The organism is Synechococcus sp. SYN20, assembly GCF_014279555.1.
Classification (GTDB): Bacteria; Cyanobacteriota; Cyanobacteriia; order PCC-6307; family Cyanobiaceae; genus Synechococcus_C.
In genome coordinates this window covers 1,296,104-1,314,070 of the sequence record NZ_CP047959.1, presented here as the reverse complement: position 1 = coordinate 1,314,070, position 17,967 = coordinate 1,296,104, and the positions used below count along the sequence as shown (strand labels likewise).

Below are 17,967 nucleotides of genomic sequence, written 5' to 3'. Positions count from 1 at the left end.
GTCGCGGATTGGTAGGTGGGGGACTTCAGGTCGATGATCAGGCGATGGTTGAGACGGCTGCCGTGATGGTGACGTCTGGACCTGCTGAAATGGTGTCTTCGTCGACGGTGGCGACAGTGATGACCAGATCGGTGCCTGTAGTTGCTCCAAGATCGGAAGCAAAGATTGTGATTTCGTCGGCTGCTTCGTAGTCGGCGCCAGCAGCATTGAGCTGGACGTCGGTAACTGCACCACCGGTGATGGTGATGTCGAAGCTGGCTCCAGCACCAGAGATCGATGTAGTGGAAGAAGAGGCGACACCAACAAGGGTCTCGTCTGCTGCGTCCAGGCCATCGCCAGCGGTGAAGCTGGTGGTGAGAACCTCGCCAGTTCCAGGAGTGATGGTGTCCTCTCCTGGAAGGGTTGCGGACAGTTGGTCTGCAACCTTGTAACCGGTGCCGGCGTTCACGATGGTGAAGCCGGTAACGGTGCCACCTGAGACTTCGATGTCTGCGGTGGCATCAGCGCCGGACCCTGTAGTTGACAGGGCCTGGGCCGAGTAGATGTCGTCAGCGATAGCGATGCCGGCATCAGTTACTGAAGCGGAGGCGACTCCTCCAGTCAGCTAAACGCTGGCGCTGTTGTCCAGATCGATAGAGATCGGACCGTAGCCAGTAGCTGTCACGCTCCAGGAAACGATTGAACCTGCTTCTACTGATTCAGAGAAGTTGGTCAGGGTCACGTAGCCGTAAACGGACTCAACAGTTCCGGAAGGACCGATGCGGCCGATCTTGCACTTGAGTGAACCAGCAACAGAGTTGAGCTCAAGAAGACGGAGCGCCTTGTAGGCGGAGTCGCCGAACTGGCTCACACCTTCCAAGCTGAGGCTCCAGCTCTTGGAGGTAGCGACGTTCTGGTCGAAACCCTTTGACTCGGTGTCGTAGGTGGTGACGGTCTCGGAAGAGGTGTCAGTCTCGAGAGCTGCGTTGGTCAGGCCCAGGAGCTTGAACACTGTCTCGGTCGTTACAGTGTCGTTGTCATAAACGATGTTCGCACCAGGATCGCCCAAGAGAATCTCAGCAGCGCTAGCGCCTTCGACAATCTTTTCGGTTGCAGGAGCAAGAGCTGTGGGATCGATGAAGCCACCAGCGCCGACGCCGCCGTTGACTGAGTTCAGGTCAACGCCGCAAGCGCTGACAGGAGTGATGAATACTTGATAGCCGAATGCGGCTGAATACTGAGAACAGGAAGCCATAGGAAGGGAACTCCTTGAAGTGACGGGTCGGGGCGTGGCGAGACCTGCCCCTTCTGTCTGAGGATTCCGGGCTTGGTTCTGGTAAGAACTCCTCTAGAGCTTTCAGTCGGGATTCGAACCCCAACCGGTTGTTTTCAAAGAAGTGGCCAGCAGTTCCGCATATCGCTTCGGGTGGTGATCAGCAAAACCTTTGAGCAACATCCGCACCAAAGTTCGCTCCGCACCAATCCGCCGGACCTCTCCGACGTGGCGATGAAGGAGAACGGGATAGAGGGGGACAACATCGCCGCCATGAACGAAGCGCCTCACGACTGGAACCTTCTCTTGGATCCGTTCCGCAAGCGAATGGTTCACCACTCGAGGGCTGCCGAAAGTGATCAAGTGGCAAGCCCATGGCAGCTGCCAAGCCGCAAGGGTCGCCACTGCACCGCCCATGGAGTGGCCAGTAATCGTCAGATGAGTGAAAGAAAGGCCAGCAAGCTTCTCCTCGACCGCATGGCTCAGACCCGCCCAACAGCGGGCATATCCCCCGTGAATCTCACCCTGATGGCGTGGGAATGCCCTGAAGTTCCGGCTCCAGTCACGAAGCTCTTCTGAACCTCGAAAGGTCAACACAAGCCAATCTGGCTGGTCTTGGTAGGCATAGATCCCAACGGAATCGCTGCCCTGGTGGTGCTCCCAAATCAGCCGGCAACCAGCCACCGGCTTGTACTCGTAGGACGCGTCACTGCAAGCGGCCGCCAGGGCCGATTCAAAGTCAAGGGAAACCATCAGACGATCTCCCAAGTCGTGTTCCATTGATTGATCTTTCGGCGAAAAAAGCGACCGTCATCTCCGCGTCTGATCTCTGCCTTGATGTCAAAAGGCGTGATCCCGACCATCAGGGTCTCGTCGTCATTGATGGGGATTCCGGGAAGCTGTTGTCCTCCTGTTCCCCGATAGAACCGATCAGGAGTGCTGCTGTTGGCGCTGTTCTGCTCGGAGTTCACCACCACCGTGATCGGGACGGTCGCTTCCACATATCCGCCATTGAATCCAGCGCTCGCCTGAGTTCCTGTCCAGATGCAGTTGTCGCCTTCTCTGATCCGGCTGACCATGGCTGAGGCGGGGACGTTCTGCTCCTCCGCGTTCGCGGCTGGTGTCGAGCCCGTTCGCCTCGCGAGGGGAATGTCTTGGATGAAGGCGTTGTTTGAGTTGGCCACCGTGACAACTTCGGCCTGACCGGTGGCTGGGTTCCATTCGTACAGGCGGAAACTTCCAGCGAATGGAGAGGCGACTGCAATCCCGTTGTTGCCGCCATCACCCGAAGCAGCGACGAAACAAGGGATGGCCACCCGCTGGGTCATGTTCTTCGTGGCCAGCAGAGGAGTGGCTTCCAGACCGGCTGAGTCGGCGCCTGAGTAGGCCGAGATCACGCCTGCCGCCTTGTAACGGGTGGCGCCTTCTGCCTCGTAATCGGACTGAGCGGCAGCTGTGCCGTCTTGGCTGTCGGAGTCGATCGGGGCGCCAGGGCTGACGACGAAACTGCCATCGTTGTTAGCTCCCTTGAATCCAGCGTTGTTCCAGTAGCGAACCAGGGTGCTGGGGAACTGGGCCGAGACGAATCCGGACCTTGGCCAAGTGATCCCGTCAGTCGTCATCGGCATGATCAGCCGCGAGTCGTAGAAGCGCGGGCTCGGGCCCATGCTTGCGTTCAGTGCAGCCATGCAGAGCTGACTACTGGTGAGCCGGTATTCGGTGTTTCCTCGGGTGTAGAGGCGGCGATATTCCCAGGGGGCCAGCTCGATTCCGATCTGGAAGTTCCCGTCGTAGTCCGCGACCGGGAGGCCGTTGCCGAACTGCAGGTTGACCGTCGAGGCGATCGGACCATTCACCACATGGATCCAGCCTTGGTCCGTTCCACCTGGGGTCTGGCCTTCTGAGTTCCTGAAGGCGAAAAAGAATGAATCGTTGAAGCCGAGCGCAAGGCTGAGCAGTGGCATGGGCGACACGCTGGCGCCGCTGCCCTGCTCGCAGATGCCATATCCGCCCTCTTCCATCGTGATGATCGCGCCAGGGACGACCTCGTCGATCACATAGATCTCGCCCTTGCTCAGGAAGATCGGACCTTCCTGGATCGTCTGGGTGAGGAAGTCGTTTCCGCTGGCGTAAACGAAGAGGGTGTTCCCGTCTTCAAGGCTGACGACCTGACAGCGGCCACGCTCGACTCCACCTTCAGGGCGTGCGACCGCCAAGGCATCTCGATCGCTGTAGACGTAAGGAACAGCGAAAACGGTCTTTCCGATCTGGCGGTTCTCAGCCAGAAGCTTCTGAGTCAGGCCAAGGGTGAAGCCCGCTGCAACGGGGGCCGCTGCAATCGCTGGATTGACCGCGTGCCAGTACTGATCCGCTTGGCTCCATGACAGGACGGCACCATCGAAAGCCTCGACGTCCTCGCCCACGTTCGCCAGATCTTCGACGCGAAAGTCATCGATGAAGTCTTCAAGCCGGATCTTCCGGGTCTTGAAGGTCGCGCCACCGTCTTCGGTGTAGCTGATCATCAACAGGGACTCGTCCGAGCCGTCCGGGACTGCCTGAAAGCCTGAGATCTTCATGCGAGTGGCGCTGTGACGCCACAGGCTTCCGCATCAGCTTTTTGATCTTGACCTGCGTGAAGCGGCGGGTTTCTTGGGCAGCTGGACCTCGACGGCCTGCTTGATTTCCTCAGGAACATCGACTGGCTTGACGATGTCGACGGACTTCAGAAATGCACCCAGGGCCTTGCTGGCCATGCCGATGAGCAGCTTGTTGTCGGTCTTTTTCGCGGCTGCATAAGCCTCCACAAGTTCGATCAGCTCTTCACGAGGTGCCATGAAAAAAGGGGGCAAGTGCCCCCAGAGTTCCGATTGATCTGATCAGGATCAGGCGGATTCTTCGGTCTCGATGAAAGTCTTGTCGAGGACCTTGATTGAGCCATCGGCCTGGTCAACCACCATGAAGAGGTAGTTAGCAGGCTCGGTCTCTGCAACCGTTCCAGCCACCAATTCGGTGACGTTGGCGCCTTTGCTGACGTAGTTGCCAGCACCAGCTTCAACAGCAGCTTCCAACTCGCTCAAGGCGGTTTTCACGCTGGCGTTGTCGCTGATCGTGCCACCGGTGAAGGTGCCGAGGTTGATGTCGCCGTTAGCAGTTCCTTGAGCGGAACGCAGGGCGGTGATCTCAGCCAAGTTGGCTGCAACAGCAGAGCCGGAGCCTGAGTCAAGTGCCAGCTGCTCGAGAGCTGTTTCCAGTTCTTGCAGGGCGTCACGGACGGATCCGTTGTCGGTGATGGTGGCACCCGTAAAGGAGCCCATGTCCTGCACACCGTCAGCAGCACCTAAAGCATCCTGAAGGTCAGAGATGCGGGTGGACTGAGCTGTATTGATTCCATCGATCGAGGCGATGTTCAGCTCGTTGGCAGCGATCCGGCTCTCATGATCAGCCAGTTCGGTGTCGTTCGTCGCGATGTTCGAGGCGACTGCTTCGGCCAGGGTCTCCAGGGATTGGAGAGCTTCCTTGATGGTCGAGGAATCGGCGATCGTGTCGCCAGCAAACGTCCCGAGATCGCTGCTTCCGCTCACTCCAGTAAGGGAGGCCAGGTCACTGATGTCCGAAAGGACAGCAGGAGCAACGCTGATCTCGTTGCCAGTGATCGAGATGCCGTTTCCAGCGGTGATCTGACCAGCGCCAGAGAACTGAACAAAAGTGAGATCCGTTGCGCCTACAAGGATCGGGTTGGCAGTCGACAGCGAGAAGCCGTTCTGACCATTGACCGTGCCTTCTTCGACGAAGGTGAACATCCCTGAGGTGACTTCACCGTCGGGGTTGCCATCGGCGTCTTCTGCACGGGTCCAAGCGCCTGCGTCGACGACGTAGATGCCGTTCTCGCTGGCGTCGGTCTGGCTCTTGACCAGAACGCGATCACCTGCCGTCAGGGACACACCGTCAACAACCTGCTCACCGACGAGAGCAAGCTCAACAGTTGTGGCTGCACGGACGGACTCTTTGAGGTCCAGGCCTTGAACGGCCAGGTCCACATACTGCTTCGTGGCAGCGGAAGAATCCTGTGTCGGGATCGCCAGGTTGGTCAGCTCAAAGCCGCCCATGGACTGGTCACCCTCGAAGGCGACAGAGCCGTCCTTCTTGACATAAGCGCCTTCAGAAACGCTGCCAAGGGTGCTGATCTGGGTGTCAACGTAGGCCTTGACCGACTGCTGAGTCGGGAGGTGGCTGTCGCTGTTGCTGACGAAGTCATCTTCGTCGAGAGTCTTGACACTTAGCTCATCGCTAGAGAACTCAAGGAAGCCGCCGGTGGCGATCTTCAAAGAGATGTTTCCCTGAGCATCGAGCTCGACACCGTTGCCGGCAGTCAGAGCGCCTTGCTGAAGTTCGAGGCTGCTCTCAAGGGCCTGAAGGGCTTCCTTGATTGTTGCGCCCTCGGCGATCGTGTCGCCCGTAAAGCTGCCCAGATCAGCTGATCCTGCAGGGACACCTTGAAGGGTGAGCAGGCTGGTGAGATCTGAATCTTGCGCGAGGTCATCAAGAAGATCCTGTACGCGGATCTTTCGTGTGGAATAAGTTGCGCCGTTGTCTGCGGTGTACGCCAGGAGCAGCAGAGAATCTGCTGTCGTGTCTGTCACCCCAGTGAACTGCGAGACCTTAAAACTGGCCATAAGTCTCCTAGGAGCTGGAATCCGATGACTGGTGGGCCATCAGTTCAGGCTTCCTCTCTCAGCCCTCTGGGCTGATCACGTCCTCAGGTTCCACAGCAACGAGCAAACCGGTGTCGAGGTCGATGACGATGTTGGCGTAGTTGCTGGGGTATGCAGTGATGGAGGTGGGCAACTCGATATCGGTGTTGACCGTGTCCAAAGGGATCCAGGTGCCATCTCTACGGACATAAGCAACCGAGTTCTCAGGAGCTTCAGAAACGTCGCCGTCGCCATAGCCCAGCTGATTGCCGTCAAATGAGATCCGCTCGTTCTCGTTGATCGATAGCGGCTTGTTGTCCATGTAGACGGTGTTGCCCGTCACATAGATCTCGCGAACCGGCTGAGTCGGTGAGCCCAGGTTCTGGTCCTCGCCGTTGGGAACCAGGTGCCCCTCACTTGTCTCGGTCCAGTGCTGAAGCTTGGCCTGACCACCACCAGCTCCGCCACCACCGCCGCCGCCGCCTCCCATTGGGGGGAAGCGCAGCTCCCAGGAGTCCGTCGCCTCCTGATACATCACGACTTGGCCCTGCTTGGGGGTTTCGTCTGAGACGTCGTTCAGGTCCTGAAGATTGGCGTCCGTAGCCAGGAGATCTTGGCCGTCACGTCCCGCGGCACCACTCGGACCTTGTCGTCCGGGCGGGCCTGCTTGCCCCTTGGCCTTCACCAGGGACATGAACTCGATCTTCTCCTCGAGCGCATCGATCTTGGCCTGCATGGCCTCGAGCGTCTTGATCAGCAGGTCATCCCTGCGTTCGTCTGCCTGGACTTTTGCGGCCTTGCGTTCTTGCCTGTCGTCGGCCTCCATCTCCTGCCGCTCACTGGCGGTGATGGCCTCATCGAGGACGGCTGTGATCTTGTCGCCTTTGCGGCTGGCATCGAAGCCAAGCGTCTCGAGGGACTTCTGGATCAGGCCGTTGTACGTGCTGTCGTCAACGATCAGGACTTCAAGCGTCCAGGTGCGGAACAACCTGTCCTCGTCGATGACGGGCGGTTCCTTGTAAATAATGCGAATCGAGCCATCGCCGATCGCGGCCTTGAGGACGGGGTTGCCCTGGATCTTCTTCTTTAGCTGATCCAGCGACGCCATAAGCCCCTTCCGACCTTCTGGAGTCTTCCGTCCCCTAGTTCAGATCAGCCCACGGAGCATGAGCTGGAATTTTGACGACTATCTGCTCGATACCTGCGATCTCGGACTGAGTGTCCCCTGTACCGACTGAGCTGTAAGACGCCCCAGGACAAAGATCAACGATGCGATCAGCGGCAAGCATTGCTGCGTCGAGGTCACTTCCTGCGTACTGAACCAGGTAGACCCTCCACATTTTTTCGCGGATGCTGCAGCCAGCGACCATCGCCCTGGAGGTCATGTCTGGCACGCGGCCGATGATCGCCTCGACTCCGACGACTTGCTTGATGTTCGGGACGTGCTGATTGGAAGCGAGCACGGTCAGAGCTGTCTCGATGATCCCGCTGCCGAAGTCGTAGTGGCCGACGTTCGCCATGAAGTCTGCGTCCGCCTGAAGCTTCAACAGGATCTCGTTGGCTGACTCGATCACGGGAGGGCGTGCGCATTCGTGTGTCCAGGGTTCCGAGCACAAGGCCACCGGGAAAGTCAGGCCACCACTGCCTTCTCGGGAACGCTATGGCATCCATCGCACCGGTAGAAGCCGGAGAAGCCTATGCGTCGCGCTCTTTCGACCAACAGCAGCTTCTCCGTCACTTGCAGCAAGTGAGCGGCACCTATCCCTCTCCCGCCTGGAAGTTCGGCTCTGTTGAGCCACCCAGGCCCACGCACAAGGACTACCTCTTCGCCCTGGAAACAATGAATAGAAAGGAAGCCCGAGCCATCTGGCGCGACGGGATCAAGGCCTGCTGGGACAACCGCTGCGCTTTTTGCAACGCCACACCAATCGACGACGAATCTCTCACTCTTGACCACGTCAAACCAAAGAGCAAAGGAGGCGAAGACCTGACCAGGAATCTCGTCCCGGCCTGCCAGTCCTGCAACACCGACAAGGGAAGTGAGGACTGGAAGGAGTGGTATCGGAAGCAAGACTTCTATTGCCGCACTCGTGAGCTTGAGATCGAAAGCTGGATGGCCCAGGGCGACCGCACAGGTGGCGAGCAGTGGGAGTCCAATCTTGAGGCGATCGTCATGATCCAGGCGGAACAGGCTCAGGCGGCCTGACCACATCGATCTCGATGCTGTTTTCAGCCTTCACGTAGTCCTTGAAGTCAGGTACTTGAATCACCCAGGTTTGGCCCATGTGCTGAACCTCGATCACCTGACCTGCAACTTCGTTTTCAGCGAGCATCGTGCCGGTGAATCCACCATCGATCGGCATCGGCGCAAGCAGAATGAAGCTCTCGTGAACGAGGGCCTGCTCCTCCCATGGAGCCTTGCTCGCTTTGCCGTGCTTGAAGTCTGAGAAGAAACCAAGAGCAAAGCTTGGGAGTTGCTTGGCTTGCACCAAAGACATGAAGGCTCGAGCCGCTCGTTCCTCCGGCTTGTTGTAGCCGTGGTCGACGAAGAAGCAGAAGTCCTCGGCCGTATAGGCCTTGCGGGTCCTTTTGGGGTCCCTGTTCAAGTTGGCGTGAATGCTTGAGAGCTGCGCGATTGGCAGCTCCAGAGCGTGATAGTGATCGCGTCTTAGCCGGCTTCCTTCTCGGAGGCACTCGAGGACGTATCCGCTTTTGAGCTGGCCGAACGTTTCCGGCGTGAACTCTTGGGAGCCGGGGTAGAGGTCTCTGAGCTGGTGGAAGATGTCTCCCCAGTCGGGGTGCTCGACTCCTCCGTAGGTTCCGTCTTCGACTTTCCCAGCATTTCCGCAACCTCCTCGACGGCGCCCTCCTTGTCGAAATCCTCTCCTCGTCCCTGCTCCTTTAGAGCGAACTCATAAATGGCCTCACAGAGTTCACTCGGGAGGCTTGCGGTGTCCTCGGGATTCCACTCGTGCATTCCTGGAAGACGGTGGCGGATCACGCAAGTCACAAGCACTTGCTGTTGCATCACAGACAGCTCGAGAACCTTGAAGGCGGTCTCCTCGAGTTCACGGATGTACTTGACCTGCCAGGCCAATTCCAGCTCTGTGAAGTTCACTTGACCACCCATCGAGGCGACCAGGACTTTGGAGACGAAGTTATGGGTATCAATCGGCTTGGCGTTCTCAACGCGGGCGATCTTGAGAGCGGTCTTGGATGTGTAGGTGAAGGCTGTGTTCTTTGCTCCGTTGGCGGCCATGAAAGCCGTCTCGGTGATCGTCAGATCGTTGTAGACGGGAAACTCCAGAGTGCCTGTGCGCTCATTCCCTAGGACTACCCGCTCTTCTGCTGGTGCGGTCTGAAACGGGAGCTTGAGGGATGCCATGAAGTCTCGGAATCTGGCCGAGTGTTCCGGGATCAACCGAACCGGATCGAGGTCCTCTCAAAGACAAGATCTGCGGGCCTATACAAAACACACGGGGAACCAAAGGTTTGAAATCCGGGCCTATTTCTTGCCGCCTTTCTTGCCACCTTTTTTGCCGCCTTTGCCGCAGCCCTTTGCAGTGATCAGAGGAAGAGGCATCAGGAAAGAATGTTGGTGATTCTCTTAGAGAGTTCCGTGGAGAAGTCGTAGACCGGGATGCTTGCTGAGGTTCCGCCTTCGAGGACTGCATTGGTCCAGGGCCTCGCTGGGATGTTGGCGCCATTCCAAAGCCGAGCACCTTCGTGCACTGCTGCTGCGTAGTTGGAGGTCCACTTCCACTCGGCTTGCAGACCCGAGAGCTTGAAGACCCCTGACTGCTTGAGTGCCCCCGTATCGACGATGGAGCGGGGACTGCCCTTGCCATTGCTCGCAGGGAAGGGCCAAGGCCACACAGCTGAGCTGATCGCATCGGTGAAGCGTCCATCGAGCTCTGCAGACACCTGCTTCATCGCTTGCTCAGCTGCTCGCTCGAAGGTCTTCTCTGCTCCTTTCGGGAGTTCAACGTTGATCTCAAATTGAAAGTTGTTGGCCATCAGAAACGCTCGAATTTGACGATGAGTCGATCCCCGATCACGTCGCGGACGATCTGGCCGATGCCCTCATCGAGGAACACGCCTGCGGTTTCGATCAGTTCAGCGACAGTGAAGTGGCGACCGGACATCAGAACCTCGACCCCTTTGGGGGCCATGAATCCTGGGAAGCGGAATCCGGTTGAGTCGTAGTTCGCATCGGACCTGAAGGCGTAGGTCTTCCAGTCCTCACCGTCTGGGATGGGGCAGAAGCCTGTGATGTAGCCCTCGGCGATCTCGGTCGAAACCTTGAGGTCGACCATGCCCTTGAAGGTGTCCTTCCGATCCGGTTTGACCAGCTTCAGAAATGCCAGAACGATGTACTCCTGGCCAGGAAGCTCCTGGAAACCGGTCTCCGGACCACCCCTGCCACCGGGGGCCGTGACGAGAAGGCGGGCATTGCTGAACTGCTCGAGCGGAGTCGCCATCAATCAGCTCCGGTACATGTGAGTGGCACCGCGCCGATAGCTCTTCATGGCGGTGGGACCGTCGCAGCAAGGGGCCTCGCTCAGGTCATAACTGCACAGATCCAAAGCCCTGCAGATGCTCATTTTCAGGCGTGCCATGCGCTCACGCATTGGCTGCAGCACGGTCTCCATGTAGTTAGTGCCGTTCTTGAGAGGCTCCTCGGAGTACTCGACCACGTCGGCCTTGATGATCGGCAAGCCGTCGGGCGAGACATTGGTGGGGCTCTCCTCTTGTTTGGCGTTGAGGATGTCTTCGAGCTCGAGATACCGGATCACGTCAACGAGAACGGTCTTGACGGCGACCGGGTTGTAAGCAGCGAGGCCGTTCATGGCCATCGAAAGTTTGTGGATCTGGTCGTACGCGCCGCGCAGGTCTTGGATCTCGCGAATGAACTCGCGGACGTCCTCGGCGGTGTACAAAACCAAGGTCTCGTCTGCTGTCATCAGGATCCAGCTTTCATCGAGTTCAGGGAGGGGCCCAAAGAGGGGGCCAACGCGAGAGGCAGGCATAGGTGACGACGAGAGCTGCCTCAAGGTTTCCGGCCGAGGTCCTCTCAAAGACAAGATCTGCGCCCCTATACGAAACGCAGGCGGAACCAAAGGTTGGGGCTCACTCCTCGAGGGAAGCCAGCCAGAGGAGGTCGTCGGTTGACATGCCAAACCCCTTGAGTCGTCCGAACGCTCGCTTGAGCTGAGACTGGGGGAGAGTCTTGTCGGCTTTCTCGGCAATCTGGCTGACAAGGACGGGATCGCGTCTCTTCACAGCGACAGCCAGACAACAGAGGAGGAGATGGCCAGGATCTAAGGAGGGAAGGGCCATCGAGGTGCAGTCAATGGCACAGGCTACCGGTCGTGATTCGAACCATTACATCTGGAGAGAGATCAGGTTGATCCGGCCTGTGGGAAGCAACTCCTGGAAGGCAAAACGCGCTGCGCATTGCGTCGGAGCCGAAAGGGTCCACGAGGCGCGGAAGCCAGCTCGGGTGGTGTAGTGAACGATGAAAGGCTTGAGAGAGACACGCTTTGGACGAGCCGGGGCGGTGTAGGTGGGGCGAGGAGTGAGTTGGGTCATGGATCTTTACGGGTTGGCTTGGTGGGTGGCTTGGGCTTTTTCTGGGCGTCAGAAATACAAACAAAGATCAGGGTGAGAATGAAGACAGGTAGAACGATTGGCCAAAGGGCAACGCCGATCGCGATGCCCAGGCCAGTCCAGATGTATTTCATGCGGCCACGTTCAAACAACCGCAGCCACGGAACTCGTCCTCGAGTGCCAGGGCTGCCTCGGGATCGTTGTCGGCGGCCATGTTGTAGTTGGCTGCGATGTAGGTGTCGACCTGCTCCCAGGTGGTGAGCTTGCGGAACTTCATCAGTTCGGTCCAACCCTCGGTGCAGCCGTACTTCTTAGCGGTAGCCCAGAACTTGCGGGCCTGAGCGGCAGTGCTGATCTTGTCTTCGATCTTGGTGACGCCCCAGGGCAAGACCTGGATCACGGTGGCGACGTCGCCGGAGATGCGGAAGAGCCAGTTGCCCTCGCCGTTGGTGAGCTTGTGGGTGGTGGTGGTCATCGGGTTGCTGCGATCTCGATGCCTCCATCATGGTCCTGGCTGGCCGTGGTGTCAATCAGTGCGACTTAGAATCGGCTGAGAATCAAGCCCAGGGCCAGGACAGCTCGACATCTTTCTCCCATGCGTCATCGGAGATCGGATTCATGGCCACGTAAGCGCGGAACGACTGCTGCAGCTCTTCAAGCGTGCATCCGACTTCTGTCGCCATCAGGCGCACATTCGACTGGCCTTTGAACAGGATCTGATGCGCTTCAAGCAGAGACATGAACCAAGTGCGAACGGCTGAGCCTTCCGGAACCCTGCGGCAGTTCACATCACTCATCCATGGAATTCGTCACGGTCGCAGCTCTCGTTCTGCTTGTTGTTTCTGAGGTTCTTCCCTACACCCCGCTGAAGGGCAACGGTGTGGTGCAAGAAATCATCGAAGTCCTGCGCGGTGTCTTCCCTTACGCGCCGAAGAAGTGAAATCCTTGACCACCACGGTGGTCCTCCAGGCCCTGGTCGTTGAGCTGATTCGTCGGCTCTGGGACCGGGGCCTTCTCTCTAGGACCCACCGAATCGCCCAGATGATCCACGACAACTGGTTCTCGTCTTGGGTGGAGTACAAAACGGCCAAGACAATGGCCGGTCTCGACGAACAGATCGAAGCGATCAAGGCCAAGTGGGTTGATGACGACCCTTGGACCCGTAGCGAGACACCAGAAGGCGAAACGCCTCTAGGCGGCGAGCTAAGAGCGAGACATCGCGCCTTCGACGAAGAGGCTCCCTGAGGGACGCCTAATCAGGAGACTGCAGGATCTGACCCAGAACAGGGCGGAGGGGCCTTCCTGGCCCTCCTGTAGATCGCACACGGCGGACGTGATGTCAGTCCGGGTTCTTCACTCGGGTGGTCCGGCGCGGTGTCGGTTTGGTGGGCGTGTCGTCGCCCGGTGCCTTGGTCAGCCAGGCCCAGCCCATGCCCACGGCTCCGCTGGTGGCCAGTCCAGCTGCGTTCCAGTACTCGTCGCAGATCTTCTCGGTCCCGCAGGCAGCGGCCCTGTAATACGAACCGCTGACCCCGATGAAGAGGCCAGCGATCACGACGCCCAGGGCGAGTTCTCTAGTGGTCAAGGAGGGGGAGGCGGCTCCCCCAGGATTCCGCTCAGTTGCCGAAGCCCTCGATGATCAGGCAGGGCAAGGCAAGAAGAATGACAGGGACAAGGATCAGTTCCATCAGTTCATCTCCACGGAGAGGGTGCAGGGATTGGTGGTGAAGCGGTAGGCCATGAACAGAGCCCAGGCCTGGTCGAACAGGAGGCCCTTGCGGGCGTCTCCGTTCCTGAAGATGCAGGAGTAGGTCATGCGAGCACCTGCAGGAGTTCCTCTTTGCGCATCAGGTGGACGCCCTTGGCGAGGCCTCGGGCCCGCTTGCGGAGTTCGGTGACCTTGAGCTTGGCGAGGTCGAAGGGAGCCATGAACTCGACGTACTCGGCGAAGTCAGGCATCTCAGTGATGGTGGGCTCGTGGACGGGTGCCTCGATGGCGTAGACGTCGCGGGGATCGATGAGCTCGGGCTCAGCAGTTTCCGCGGTTAAGGGGGCGTGGAAGCCAGCGGCCTCGTTGATGATCCAGGCGATGCCTTCAAGCAGGAACAGGAAAGCGACGATGGCGTGATCGATGGGGTGAGTGGTGGTGGTGTTCATCAGTTCTGTGAGAGCGGGAGCCGAAGAGTTGCTCGACCGATCTGTGCCAACTATGGCCCCAGATGGACGTGGTGTCAACATTCGGAACTGAGAGTTGCCTGAGAAAACGAAACCCGGCTCGAAAACCGGGTCGCGCATGTGTCATTGAGTGGGCGTCCTATAGGCCTCAGCCAGCGCAGCCCGTTCACCGATCAGCTGGTGTTTCAGCTCGTCAGTGTCTGCGGCCTCGATGGCGAGATCCAGTAGCGCCAATCGATCAGAGGCGCGGCTCACTGCTCGGCTCCCTGGCGGAATTGGCGAACCTGTTCGTCGAGGCGGGCCTTGAGCGTTGCGGCGTCGACGAGGGGTGAATGCTTGCGCTGGTGACCCTTGAACGGGCCGGGAGAGAAAACGGTCATAGTACGAACTCGAACAAGACACAGCTACCAGTCGCCCTAGCGTTCCCTCCACTCCTTGAGCGGCATCAGCACTGGATCGTCCTCGCAGTCGCTGAAATACATCGCCGGCGTCTTGAGGTGAGTGGTGCGACCAGCGCGGGTGCGGGCAGCCATGGGGGAGGCGGGCGAGTGAGCCTTTGCTCGGCCCAGATTCCTCAGCTCTTCCTCGATCACCCACTGAGGCGTTCCCTCTTTCACGTAGATGTTCACGTTCTCGATCACAGGCCCGAGGTTGACCTGAACCAGCGGAGCTGCAGGCGCAGGAGCGGGCGTCTGTTGCGCCAGAGGCCTTGCCGCTGCAAGGACCAGTGCCATCCCGATGAATGGCAGGAGTGCTGGCAAGCACCCGATCGAGGGGCCGGGGAAAGCGCCCCCAGCTACGCGTCCTCCGCGTGACATCTCAGGTCAGCGCGGCGTTATTGACCAAGGCGGTCAGTGTGTTGTGGCGGCCGATCAGGGCGGGGATGGCCTGCAGAAGGCCTTGGCGCTTAGCGGCGCGGATCATGTCCTCGGTCTCGCGCAGGTCAGCTGCGAACTGCTGGCGCTGGGTCGGGCGAGGTGCTGGCCTCTCGGCCTTGATCACGACCACCTGCTTGTTGCGGGCGTTTGCTGCGAGGTTGGCGGCCTTGAAAGCGGCGACTTCTTCAGGGGTGCGGAGTTGGCGTTGCATGTCGTTCTCTCGGTGACTCGTTAAGCATGGATCCTGGGGGACGTGGTGTCAACAAAAAAGGGGCCGAGGCCCCTGAGAATTTCCTGAGTAAGGGCAAACTCAAGCCCTGCGTGCTTCCCCTTCGAAGAAGTGGGAGTACAGGTGCGGCCAGTGCTGCTTGACGACCTCACCGGCTTCTGGGTCTCTCCCAGCCTTGCGGAGCTCCCGGACACGCTTCATGGCAGCGAGGAGGGTGGCGACGTTCTCGGGTCCGTAGGGATCAGTGGTGAATTCGGTCATGGCTTACTCGGGCAGGGGTTTGCTGGTGTCGATGAATTGGACCTCGTCGCCATTGAGGCTGACGTCCAGTTCCAGGTCGTAGGCCTTGGCAGTGGTCTGCAACGCCTTAGCGATCTCAATCCAGGCCCGCTTCACCGTGTCCTCGGTCCACTCGTAGTTGGACTTGCTCGTGCAGTTCTCCAGAAGGCGGAACTGATCGACAAGCTTCTGGGCACGTGGCGGGAACATCCGGGCGAAGCGGTCGCGCTTCTCGGCTGATGACTGAGCCATAGATCAGCCCTCCGTCTTCACGAAGCCGTACAGATTCGGCCTGATGGTCCCGAACCCGCGGCGAATCTCGAGCACTTCGCAGCCGTTGTCGTGCAGGGCGTCGAAGATGTCGACGCTCTTGTAGGCCCGCAGGGCGCTGATCTGCTCGATGCCCTCTTTGATGTAGCGCACCAAATGGGTGTCACTCGGGAGGCTCTTGTCTTTGGCCTTGAGGTCTGCCTCGGTGGTCTCGAGGAACAGGACGTGGACGTCGGAGTGTTGGGTGAGATCGATCATTGGACTTCAACGATGCGGAGGACTTTTGCGACCTGGTCGGTGTGCTGACAGGTCTGGACGGCGAGGAAGAGCGAGTCGGCCTTGACGTGTTCGGTGCGACTGGCTCCCTGCTTGGTCATGAAGGTGACGGAGTAGGTCATGGCTGGCGCAGAGATGTGATCTCGCGGAGGCACGCGTACATGCCGAATTTGTTGCCCATATCGCTGTGCATCTGAGCTTCCTTCGTGAGTTCGATGATGCGCAGTTCGCGTGAAGTAGCGGTCATGGTAAGAACTAGAACAAGGTGGAGGCTTAAAAAAAGCCGGTTCGGGCTCGACTCCTTAAGAGTCGCTCAGCGAAGACTTGATGTCAAGCTGTTCGAGTGAGCATTGCCTGAGACATCTCAGAATTCCTGCAGCGCTCGATGATCGCCTCGATGTCAGCGAGCGGCATACGAAGTTCAGGCGGAACCTCGGACAGAACCTCGCCGATCTCCGAGCAATCGAGGCCGCTGCGGGTGACGGGCCACTGCTGAGCTGGCGCGAGGTAGAAGCACAAGCCAATGCCGGCCATGCTCGCCGCAAGGGCGAGATAGAAGCGGGTGATCACTGGCCTGTCCCCCCGATGAATCCAGCGGTGCGCACGAAGCCGAGATCAAGCATGGCCCAGGTTGCGCCCCAGGTGATGTGCCCATCGGTGTGGTGGATCGTGTTGAAGCCAACCAGAGCGAAGAAGCCGAGATTGAGGACGAAGGCGGTGTCGGTCACCGTGAGGCGATCAACCGGACGGGGTCTTGCCGTAAACATGTTCAAGCTGTACGGAACAGGACAAGCTACGAGCCCGGTTCGAAGCCAGACAGGTCGATGGCAGTGCTGATCCGCCGGTACTGATCCAGGGGCACATTCCAGGTGTCGATCCATGGAGAGCGAGCCTCACCCGGCGGTGGAGTTGGAAAGCCTTGGCCTGAGAACGACTCCTGATGGTCCACGGCCTGCTTCAGCTCGAACTCGATGACGAAGTCGCCTTGGCCAATCGCCCGACGCACTTGGTGGTATCCGAAAGCGTCCAGCTCATCGTTCTCATCCCATCTGACGTGGTCGATGATTTTGAGGAGCTTGACTTGGTGATCAGTGAGTGGCTTGTCCACGCTTTGAAGGGAGACGCGGAGGAGGTTGCCGAACGAAGTGAGGTTCTTCTTCTTCTTCTTAAAGAGCTTCTTATAAACCTTCTTATATGTTGACGAGTAGCTCTTCACCTTGATGACGAGTAGCTCTTCATCTAGATGACGACTAGGTCGTCACCCAGTGACGAGTAGCTCTTCACTGACGACTAGCTGTGCAGTGACGAGTAGCTCGTCAGCTCAGGGGTAGAAGCGCAGCCGAATCAGACCAATCACGCAACCGATCAGCACCACATAACAGAGGCGGACCTGGTCGGTCATGCCCTCTTCTTTGAAGCTCGGCAAGCGGGTTAGCTCGGTGAGGATTCGCACCCAGAGAGCGAACTCAACAGCGCCCACGATGAACCCGCCAAAACCGATCATCGCGGTCCACAGGGAGAACTTGCGCAGTCTTGTGGCGTGGGAGAAGTAAAGACGGATCACAGCGTCACCAGGCGAGTGAGACCAATGGCGATGTAGAAGGCGTCGAGGGCGACCATGTCCCAGACCTTGTTACGGATCGACCAGGGGATAAAGGCGCACTGGCCGGCCAAGGCCACGAAGATCCCGGCGGTCGTCATGCCGTGGGTGAGCAGCCCATAGGCAATCAAAGCCAAAGCAGACGCGCAGCAGCGCATCACCGAAAGGGCACGGTTGCTCATCCGTTGTCTCCTGGATAGTTCGGATAGTTCTTCCCAGGAGGCGGCGAGGCGGCATACCACCAGCGGCGATGCGCCATGGAGTTCATGTAGGTGAAATCCGTGATCACCTGCTCCCAGGTGTGCCCGGAGCGGTCGATACCAATCACGGAATAGGAAGGGTTGCGCTTGACAGCGATGTCACCAACGAAGCGGCGGCCGACCCGGTTCCAGCTGGGCTGCTTGCCCTTCCACTGCAGCGAGCAGGAGGGCCAGGGCAATTCCTCGCGGTCGTACAGGCGGCAAACAGGCCCCTGGATCACATACGAAAAACTCCCCCCAGGGGAGGAGAAGGAGGTTCCGGACTCAAGCATCGAGTTCATCCAGGTCGATGATCACGACGAGCTGTCTGCCCTTTGACTTGGATGCCCAGACGGAGCCGGGTGGAAGGACCCTGCAGGAGAAGCCTTTCTTGCTGAACAGAAGCTTGAGGAGTTCAAGCATGGCCGCTTGTGCGATGTGCAACAAGCTACGAGCCCTGTTCCAAGT

Annotated in this window: 39 protein-coding genes; 6 read left to right on the top strand and 33 right to left on the bottom strand. The window is 58.8% G+C overall.

Annotated features, from left to right (window positions below):
* Positions 1-37 precede the first annotated feature (37 nt).
* The 8 genes from SynSYN20_RS06965 to SynSYN20_RS06930 all read right to left on the bottom strand — a co-directional run bounded on the left by SynSYN20_RS06965 (position 38) and on the right by SynSYN20_RS06930 (position 7,517).
* The gene (locus SynSYN20_RS06965) at positions 38-448 is read right to left on the bottom strand and encodes a hypothetical protein (protein WP_186525300.1); all 411 of its coding nucleotides are present in this window, start codon (positions 446-448) and stop codon (positions 38-40) included.
* 156 nt (positions 449-604) lie between these two features.
* Positions 605-1,234 (bottom strand): phage tail tube protein, encoded by a 630-nt coding sequence (locus SynSYN20_RS06960; RefSeq protein ID WP_186525299.1) that lies wholly within the window; start codon positions 1,232-1,234, stop codon positions 605-607.
* Positions 1,235-1,336: 102 nt separating this feature from the next.
* The gene (locus SynSYN20_RS06955) at positions 1,337-2,005 is read right to left on the bottom strand and encodes a lipase family protein (RefSeq protein ID WP_186525298.1); all 669 of its coding nucleotides are present in this window, start codon (positions 2,003-2,005) and stop codon (positions 1,337-1,339) included.
* Positions 2,005-3,828, bottom strand: a complete 1,824-nt coding sequence (locus SynSYN20_RS06950; RefSeq protein ID WP_186525297.1) for a hypothetical protein — start codon at positions 3,826-3,828, stop codon at positions 2,005-2,007. The genes SynSYN20_RS06955 and SynSYN20_RS06950 overlap by 1 nt, the downstream gene beginning before the upstream one ends.
* Positions 3,829-3,861: 33 nt before the next feature.
* On the bottom strand, positions 3,862-4,086 hold the full coding sequence (locus SynSYN20_RS06945) for a hypothetical protein (RefSeq protein WP_186525296.1): 225 nt from the start codon (positions 4,084-4,086) through the stop codon (positions 3,862-3,864).
* 48 nt (positions 4,087-4,134) lie between these two features.
* Positions 4,135-5,925, bottom strand: a complete 1,791-nt coding sequence (locus SynSYN20_RS06940; protein ID WP_186525295.1) for a hypothetical protein — start codon at positions 5,923-5,925, stop codon at positions 4,135-4,137.
* A 58-nt stretch (positions 5,926-5,983) separates the two neighbouring features.
* Complete coding sequence (locus SynSYN20_RS06935) at positions 5,984-7,051, bottom strand: collagen-like protein (protein WP_186525294.1); 1,068 nt, start codon at positions 7,049-7,051, stop codon at positions 5,984-5,986.
* 34 nt (positions 7,052-7,085) lie between these two features.
* A complete protein-coding gene (locus tag SynSYN20_RS06930; RefSeq protein WP_186525293.1) occupies positions 7,086-7,517 on the bottom strand; it encodes a hypothetical protein in 432 nt (143 codons plus the stop codon).
* An 86-nt stretch (positions 7,518-7,603) separates the two neighbouring features.
* Here SynSYN20_RS06930 and SynSYN20_RS06925 point away from each other — a divergent pair, with 86 nt between their 5' ends.
* A complete protein-coding gene (locus SynSYN20_RS06925) occupies positions 7,604-8,149 on the top strand; it encodes an HNH endonuclease (protein WP_186525292.1) in 546 nt (181 codons plus the stop codon).
* On the opposite strand, the gene SynSYN20_RS06920 is transcribed toward SynSYN20_RS06925, so the two are convergent.
* From SynSYN20_RS06920 to SynSYN20_RS06875, 10 genes are all read right to left on the bottom strand, one after another.
* Positions 8,115-8,549: a hypothetical protein gene (locus SynSYN20_RS06920; RefSeq protein WP_186525291.1), complete on the bottom strand. Its 435-nt coding sequence runs from the start codon at positions 8,547-8,549 to the stop codon at positions 8,115-8,117. The two genes, SynSYN20_RS06925 and SynSYN20_RS06920, sit on opposite strands and share 35 nt — an antisense overlap.
* 62 nt (positions 8,550-8,611) lie before the next feature.
* Positions 8,612-9,328, bottom strand: coding sequence for a hypothetical protein (locus tag SynSYN20_RS06915; protein WP_186525290.1), 717 nt, complete (start codon positions 9,326-9,328; stop codon positions 8,612-8,614).
* A gap of 197 nt (positions 9,329-9,525) precedes the next feature.
* Positions 9,526-9,960 carry a hypothetical protein gene (locus SynSYN20_RS06910; RefSeq protein ID WP_186525289.1) on the bottom strand — a complete coding sequence of 145 codons (435 nt, stop codon included), beginning with the start codon at positions 9,958-9,960 and terminating at the stop codon, positions 9,526-9,528.
* Positions 9,960-10,424, bottom strand: coding sequence for a hypothetical protein (locus SynSYN20_RS06905; RefSeq protein WP_186525288.1), 465 nt, complete (start codon positions 10,422-10,424; stop codon positions 9,960-9,962). Before SynSYN20_RS06905 ends, SynSYN20_RS06910 begins: the two co-directional genes overlap by 1 nt.
* Before the next feature lie 3 nt (positions 10,425-10,427).
* Positions 10,428-11,027 (bottom strand): hypothetical protein, encoded by a 600-nt coding sequence (locus SynSYN20_RS06900; RefSeq protein ID WP_222929765.1) that lies wholly within the window; start codon positions 11,025-11,027, stop codon positions 10,428-10,430.
* Positions 11,028-11,073: 46 nt separating this feature from the next.
* Positions 11,074-11,283, bottom strand: a complete 210-nt coding sequence (locus tag SynSYN20_RS06895) for a hypothetical protein (protein ID WP_186525286.1) — start codon at positions 11,281-11,283, stop codon at positions 11,074-11,076.
* A 45-nt stretch (positions 11,284-11,328) separates the two neighbouring features.
* Entirely contained in the window at positions 11,329-11,535 is a 207-nt protein-coding gene (locus SynSYN20_RS06890) for a hypothetical protein (RefSeq protein WP_186525285.1), read from the bottom strand.
* Entirely contained in the window at positions 11,532-11,687 is a 156-nt protein-coding gene (locus tag SynSYN20_RS06885; protein ID WP_186525284.1) for a hypothetical protein, read from the bottom strand. The genes SynSYN20_RS06890 and SynSYN20_RS06885 overlap by 4 nt, the downstream gene beginning before the upstream one ends.
* On the bottom strand, positions 11,684-12,028 hold the full coding sequence (locus SynSYN20_RS06880) for a hypothetical protein (protein ID WP_186525283.1): 345 nt from the start codon (positions 12,026-12,028) through the stop codon (positions 11,684-11,686). The genes SynSYN20_RS06885 and SynSYN20_RS06880 overlap by 4 nt, the downstream gene beginning before the upstream one ends.
* A gap of 82 nt (positions 12,029-12,110) precedes the next feature.
* Positions 12,111-12,350 carry a hypothetical protein gene (locus tag SynSYN20_RS06875; protein ID WP_186525282.1) on the bottom strand — a complete coding sequence of 80 codons (240 nt, stop codon included), beginning with the start codon at positions 12,348-12,350 and terminating at the stop codon, positions 12,111-12,113.
* Positions 12,351-12,352: 2 nt separating this feature from the next.
* Here SynSYN20_RS06875 and SynSYN20_RS06870 point away from each other — a divergent pair, with 2 nt between their 5' ends.
* The 3 genes from SynSYN20_RS06870 to SynSYN20_RS06860 all read left to right on the top strand — a co-directional run bounded on the left by SynSYN20_RS06870 (position 12,353) and on the right by SynSYN20_RS06860 (position 13,192).
* Entirely contained in the window at positions 12,353-12,493 is a 141-nt protein-coding gene (locus SynSYN20_RS06870; protein WP_186525281.1) for a hypothetical protein, read from the top strand.
* A gap of 5 nt (positions 12,494-12,498) precedes the next feature.
* Positions 12,499-12,798 (top strand): hypothetical protein, encoded by a 300-nt coding sequence (locus SynSYN20_RS06865; RefSeq protein WP_186525280.1) that lies wholly within the window; start codon positions 12,499-12,501, stop codon positions 12,796-12,798.
* 91 nt (positions 12,799-12,889) lie between these two features.
* Positions 12,890-13,192 carry a hypothetical protein gene (locus SynSYN20_RS06860; protein WP_186525279.1) on the top strand — a complete coding sequence of 101 codons (303 nt, stop codon included), beginning with the start codon at positions 12,890-12,892 and terminating at the stop codon, positions 13,190-13,192.
* 48 nt (positions 13,193-13,240) lie between these two features.
* Here SynSYN20_RS06860 and SynSYN20_RS14495 read toward each other — a convergent pair whose 3' ends face one another.
* The 5 genes from SynSYN20_RS14495 to SynSYN20_RS06850 all read right to left on the bottom strand — a co-directional run bounded on the left by SynSYN20_RS14495 (position 13,241) and on the right by SynSYN20_RS06850 (position 14,462).
* A complete protein-coding gene (locus SynSYN20_RS14495) occupies positions 13,241-13,369 on the bottom strand; it encodes a hypothetical protein (protein ID WP_255476402.1) in 129 nt (42 codons plus the stop codon).
* On the bottom strand, positions 13,366-13,788 hold the full coding sequence (locus SynSYN20_RS06855; protein WP_186525278.1) for a hypothetical protein: 423 nt from the start codon (positions 13,786-13,788) through the stop codon (positions 13,366-13,368). The genes SynSYN20_RS14495 and SynSYN20_RS06855 overlap by 4 nt, the downstream gene beginning before the upstream one ends.
* A gap of 63 nt (positions 13,789-13,851) precedes the next feature.
* Complete coding sequence (locus tag SynSYN20_RS14490) at positions 13,852-13,983, bottom strand: hypothetical protein (RefSeq protein ID WP_255476401.1); 132 nt, start codon at positions 13,981-13,983, stop codon at positions 13,852-13,854.
* Entirely contained in the window at positions 13,980-14,108 is a 129-nt protein-coding gene (locus tag SynSYN20_RS14485) for a hypothetical protein (RefSeq protein ID WP_255476400.1), read from the bottom strand. The genes SynSYN20_RS14490 and SynSYN20_RS14485 overlap by 4 nt, the downstream gene beginning before the upstream one ends.
* A gap of 36 nt (positions 14,109-14,144) precedes the next feature.
* A complete protein-coding gene (locus SynSYN20_RS06850; RefSeq protein ID WP_186525277.1) occupies positions 14,145-14,462 on the bottom strand; it encodes a hypothetical protein in 318 nt (105 codons plus the stop codon).
* A 4-nt stretch (positions 14,463-14,466) separates the two neighbouring features.
* Between SynSYN20_RS06850 and SynSYN20_RS06845 the strand changes: the two genes are divergently transcribed.
* Complete coding sequence (locus SynSYN20_RS06845) at positions 14,467-14,841, top strand: hypothetical protein (RefSeq protein ID WP_186525276.1); 375 nt, start codon at positions 14,467-14,469, stop codon at positions 14,839-14,841.
* Between the two features lie 105 nt (positions 14,842-14,946).
* Positions 14,947-15,354 carry a hypothetical protein gene (locus tag SynSYN20_RS06840; RefSeq protein WP_186525275.1) on the top strand — a complete coding sequence of 136 codons (408 nt, stop codon included), beginning with the start codon at positions 14,947-14,949 and terminating at the stop codon, positions 15,352-15,354.
* A gap of 15 nt (positions 15,355-15,369) precedes the next feature.
* Here SynSYN20_RS06840 and SynSYN20_RS06835 read toward each other — a convergent pair whose 3' ends face one another.
* From SynSYN20_RS06835 to SynSYN20_RS06795, 10 genes are all read right to left on the bottom strand, one after another.
* Positions 15,370-15,642, bottom strand: coding sequence for a hypothetical protein (locus tag SynSYN20_RS06835; RefSeq protein WP_186525274.1), 273 nt, complete (start codon positions 15,640-15,642; stop codon positions 15,370-15,372).
* Entirely contained in the window at positions 15,639-15,815 is a 177-nt protein-coding gene (locus SynSYN20_RS06830) for a hypothetical protein (protein ID WP_186525273.1), read from the bottom strand. The genes SynSYN20_RS06835 and SynSYN20_RS06830 overlap by 4 nt, the downstream gene beginning before the upstream one ends.
* Positions 15,779-15,907 (bottom strand): hypothetical protein, encoded by a 129-nt coding sequence (locus tag SynSYN20_RS14480; RefSeq protein WP_255476399.1) that lies wholly within the window; start codon positions 15,905-15,907, stop codon positions 15,779-15,781. Before SynSYN20_RS14480 ends, SynSYN20_RS06830 begins: the two co-directional genes overlap by 37 nt.
* A gap of 83 nt (positions 15,908-15,990) precedes the next feature.
* Complete coding sequence (locus SynSYN20_RS06825) at positions 15,991-16,230, bottom strand: hypothetical protein (RefSeq protein ID WP_186525272.1); 240 nt, start codon at positions 16,228-16,230, stop codon at positions 15,991-15,993.
* Entirely contained in the window at positions 16,227-16,433 is a 207-nt protein-coding gene (locus tag SynSYN20_RS06820; protein WP_222929764.1) for a hypothetical protein, read from the bottom strand. The genes SynSYN20_RS06825 and SynSYN20_RS06820 overlap by 4 nt, the downstream gene beginning before the upstream one ends.
* 20 nt (positions 16,434-16,453) lie before the next feature.
* Positions 16,454-16,768, bottom strand: a complete 315-nt coding sequence (locus tag SynSYN20_RS06815; protein WP_186525270.1) for a hypothetical protein — start codon at positions 16,766-16,768, stop codon at positions 16,454-16,456.
* A 213-nt stretch (positions 16,769-16,981) separates the two neighbouring features.
* Entirely contained in the window at positions 16,982-17,224 is a 243-nt protein-coding gene (locus tag SynSYN20_RS06810) for a hypothetical protein (protein WP_186525269.1), read from the bottom strand.
* Positions 17,221-17,442, bottom strand: a complete 222-nt coding sequence (locus SynSYN20_RS06805; RefSeq protein ID WP_186525268.1) for a hypothetical protein — start codon at positions 17,440-17,442, stop codon at positions 17,221-17,223. Before SynSYN20_RS06805 ends, SynSYN20_RS06810 begins: the two co-directional genes overlap by 4 nt.
* Positions 17,439-17,801: a hypothetical protein gene (locus SynSYN20_RS06800; RefSeq protein ID WP_186525267.1), complete on the bottom strand. Its 363-nt coding sequence runs from the start codon at positions 17,799-17,801 to the stop codon at positions 17,439-17,441. The genes SynSYN20_RS06805 and SynSYN20_RS06800 overlap by 4 nt, the downstream gene beginning before the upstream one ends.
* On the bottom strand, positions 17,785-17,943 hold the full coding sequence (locus SynSYN20_RS06795) for a hypothetical protein (RefSeq protein ID WP_186525266.1): 159 nt from the start codon (positions 17,941-17,943) through the stop codon (positions 17,785-17,787). The genes SynSYN20_RS06800 and SynSYN20_RS06795 overlap by 17 nt, the downstream gene beginning before the upstream one ends.
* Positions 17,944-17,967: the final 24 nt, after the last annotated feature.

Excerpts from the sequence above, each read along its gene's own strand:
- SynSYN20_RS06945 (WP_186525296.1), bottom strand. The coding sequence starts at position 4,086 with ATGGCACCTCGTGAAGAGCTGATCGAACTTGTGGAGGCTTATGCAGCC.
- SynSYN20_RS06885 (WP_186525284.1), bottom strand. The coding sequence starts at position 11,687 with ATGAAATACATCTGGACTGGCCTGGGCATCGCGATCGGCGTTGCCCTT.
- SynSYN20_RS06800 (WP_186525267.1), bottom strand. The coding sequence starts at position 17,801 with ATGAACTCGATGCTTGAGTCCGGAACCTCCTTCTCCTCCCCTGGGGGG.
- SynSYN20_RS06935 (WP_186525294.1), bottom strand. The coding sequence starts at position 7,051 with ATGGCGTCGCTGGATCAGCTAAAGAAGAAGATCCAGGGCAACCCCGTC.
- SynSYN20_RS06875 (WP_186525282.1), bottom strand. The coding sequence starts at position 12,350 with ATGAGTGATGTGAACTGCCGCAGGGTTCCGGAAGGCTCAGCCGTTCGC.
- SynSYN20_RS06805 (WP_186525268.1), bottom strand. The coding sequence starts at position 17,442 with ATGAGCAACCGTGCCCTTTCGGTGATGCGCTGCTGCGCGTCTGCTTTG.
- SynSYN20_RS06905 (WP_186525288.1), bottom strand. The coding sequence starts at position 10,424 with ATGGCGACTCCGCTCGAGCAGTTCAGCAATGCCCGCCTTCTCGTCACG.
- SynSYN20_RS06960 (WP_186525299.1), bottom strand. The coding sequence starts at position 1,234 with ATGGCTTCCTGTTCTCAGTATTCAGCCGCATTCGGCTATCAAGTATTC.
- SynSYN20_RS06880 (WP_186525283.1), bottom strand. The coding sequence starts at position 12,028 with ATGACCACCACCACCCACAAGCTCACCAACGGCGAGGGCAACTGGCTC.
- SynSYN20_RS06835 (WP_186525274.1), bottom strand. The coding sequence starts at position 15,642 with ATGATCGATCTCACCCAACACTCCGACGTCCACGTCCTGTTCCTCGAG.
- SynSYN20_RS06915 (WP_186525290.1), bottom strand. The coding sequence starts at position 9,328 with ATGGCATCCCTCAAGCTCCCGTTTCAGACCGCACCAGCAGAAGAGCGG.
- SynSYN20_RS06955 (WP_186525298.1), bottom strand. The coding sequence starts at position 2,005 with ATGGTTTCCCTTGACTTTGAATCGGCCCTGGCGGCCGCTTGCAGTGAC.
- SynSYN20_RS06940 (WP_186525295.1), bottom strand. The coding sequence starts at position 5,925 with ATGGCCAGTTTTAAGGTCTCGCAGTTCACTGGGGTGACAGACACGACA.
- SynSYN20_RS14480 (WP_255476399.1), bottom strand. The coding sequence starts at position 15,907 with ATGACCGCTACTTCACGCGAACTGCGCATCATCGAACTCACGAAGGAA.
- SynSYN20_RS06910 (WP_186525289.1), bottom strand. The coding sequence starts at position 9,960 with ATGGCCAACAACTTTCAATTTGAGATCAACGTTGAACTCCCGAAAGGA.
- SynSYN20_RS06845 (WP_186525276.1), top strand. The coding sequence starts at position 14,467 with ATGAATGGCAGGAGTGCTGGCAAGCACCCGATCGAGGGGCCGGGGAAA.
- SynSYN20_RS06950 (WP_186525297.1), bottom strand. The coding sequence starts at position 3,828 with ATGAAGATCTCAGGCTTTCAGGCAGTCCCGGACGGCTCGGACGAGTCC.
- SynSYN20_RS14495 (WP_255476402.1), bottom strand. The coding sequence starts at position 13,369 with ATGACCTACTCCTGCATCTTCAGGAACGGAGACGCCCGCAAGGGCCTC.
- SynSYN20_RS06895 (WP_186525286.1), bottom strand. The coding sequence starts at position 11,283 with ATGGCCCTTCCCTCCTTAGATCCTGGCCATCTCCTCCTCTGTTGTCTG.
- SynSYN20_RS06860 (WP_186525279.1), top strand. The coding sequence starts at position 12,890 with ATGTCAGTCCGGGTTCTTCACTCGGGTGGTCCGGCGCGGTGTCGGTTT.
- SynSYN20_RS06850 (WP_186525277.1), bottom strand. The coding sequence starts at position 14,462 with ATGGCACTGGTCCTTGCAGCGGCAAGGCCTCTGGCGCAACAGACGCCC.
- SynSYN20_RS06890 (WP_186525285.1), bottom strand. The coding sequence starts at position 11,535 with ATGACCCAACTCACTCCTCGCCCCACCTACACCGCCCCGGCTCGTCCA.
- SynSYN20_RS14485 (WP_255476400.1), bottom strand. The coding sequence starts at position 14,108 with ATGACCGTTTTCTCTCCCGGCCCGTTCAAGGGTCACCAGCGCAAGCAT.
- SynSYN20_RS06870 (WP_186525281.1), top strand. The coding sequence starts at position 12,353 with ATGGAATTCGTCACGGTCGCAGCTCTCGTTCTGCTTGTTGTTTCTGAG.
- SynSYN20_RS06925 (WP_186525292.1), top strand. The coding sequence starts at position 7,604 with ATGGCATCCATCGCACCGGTAGAAGCCGGAGAAGCCTATGCGTCGCGC.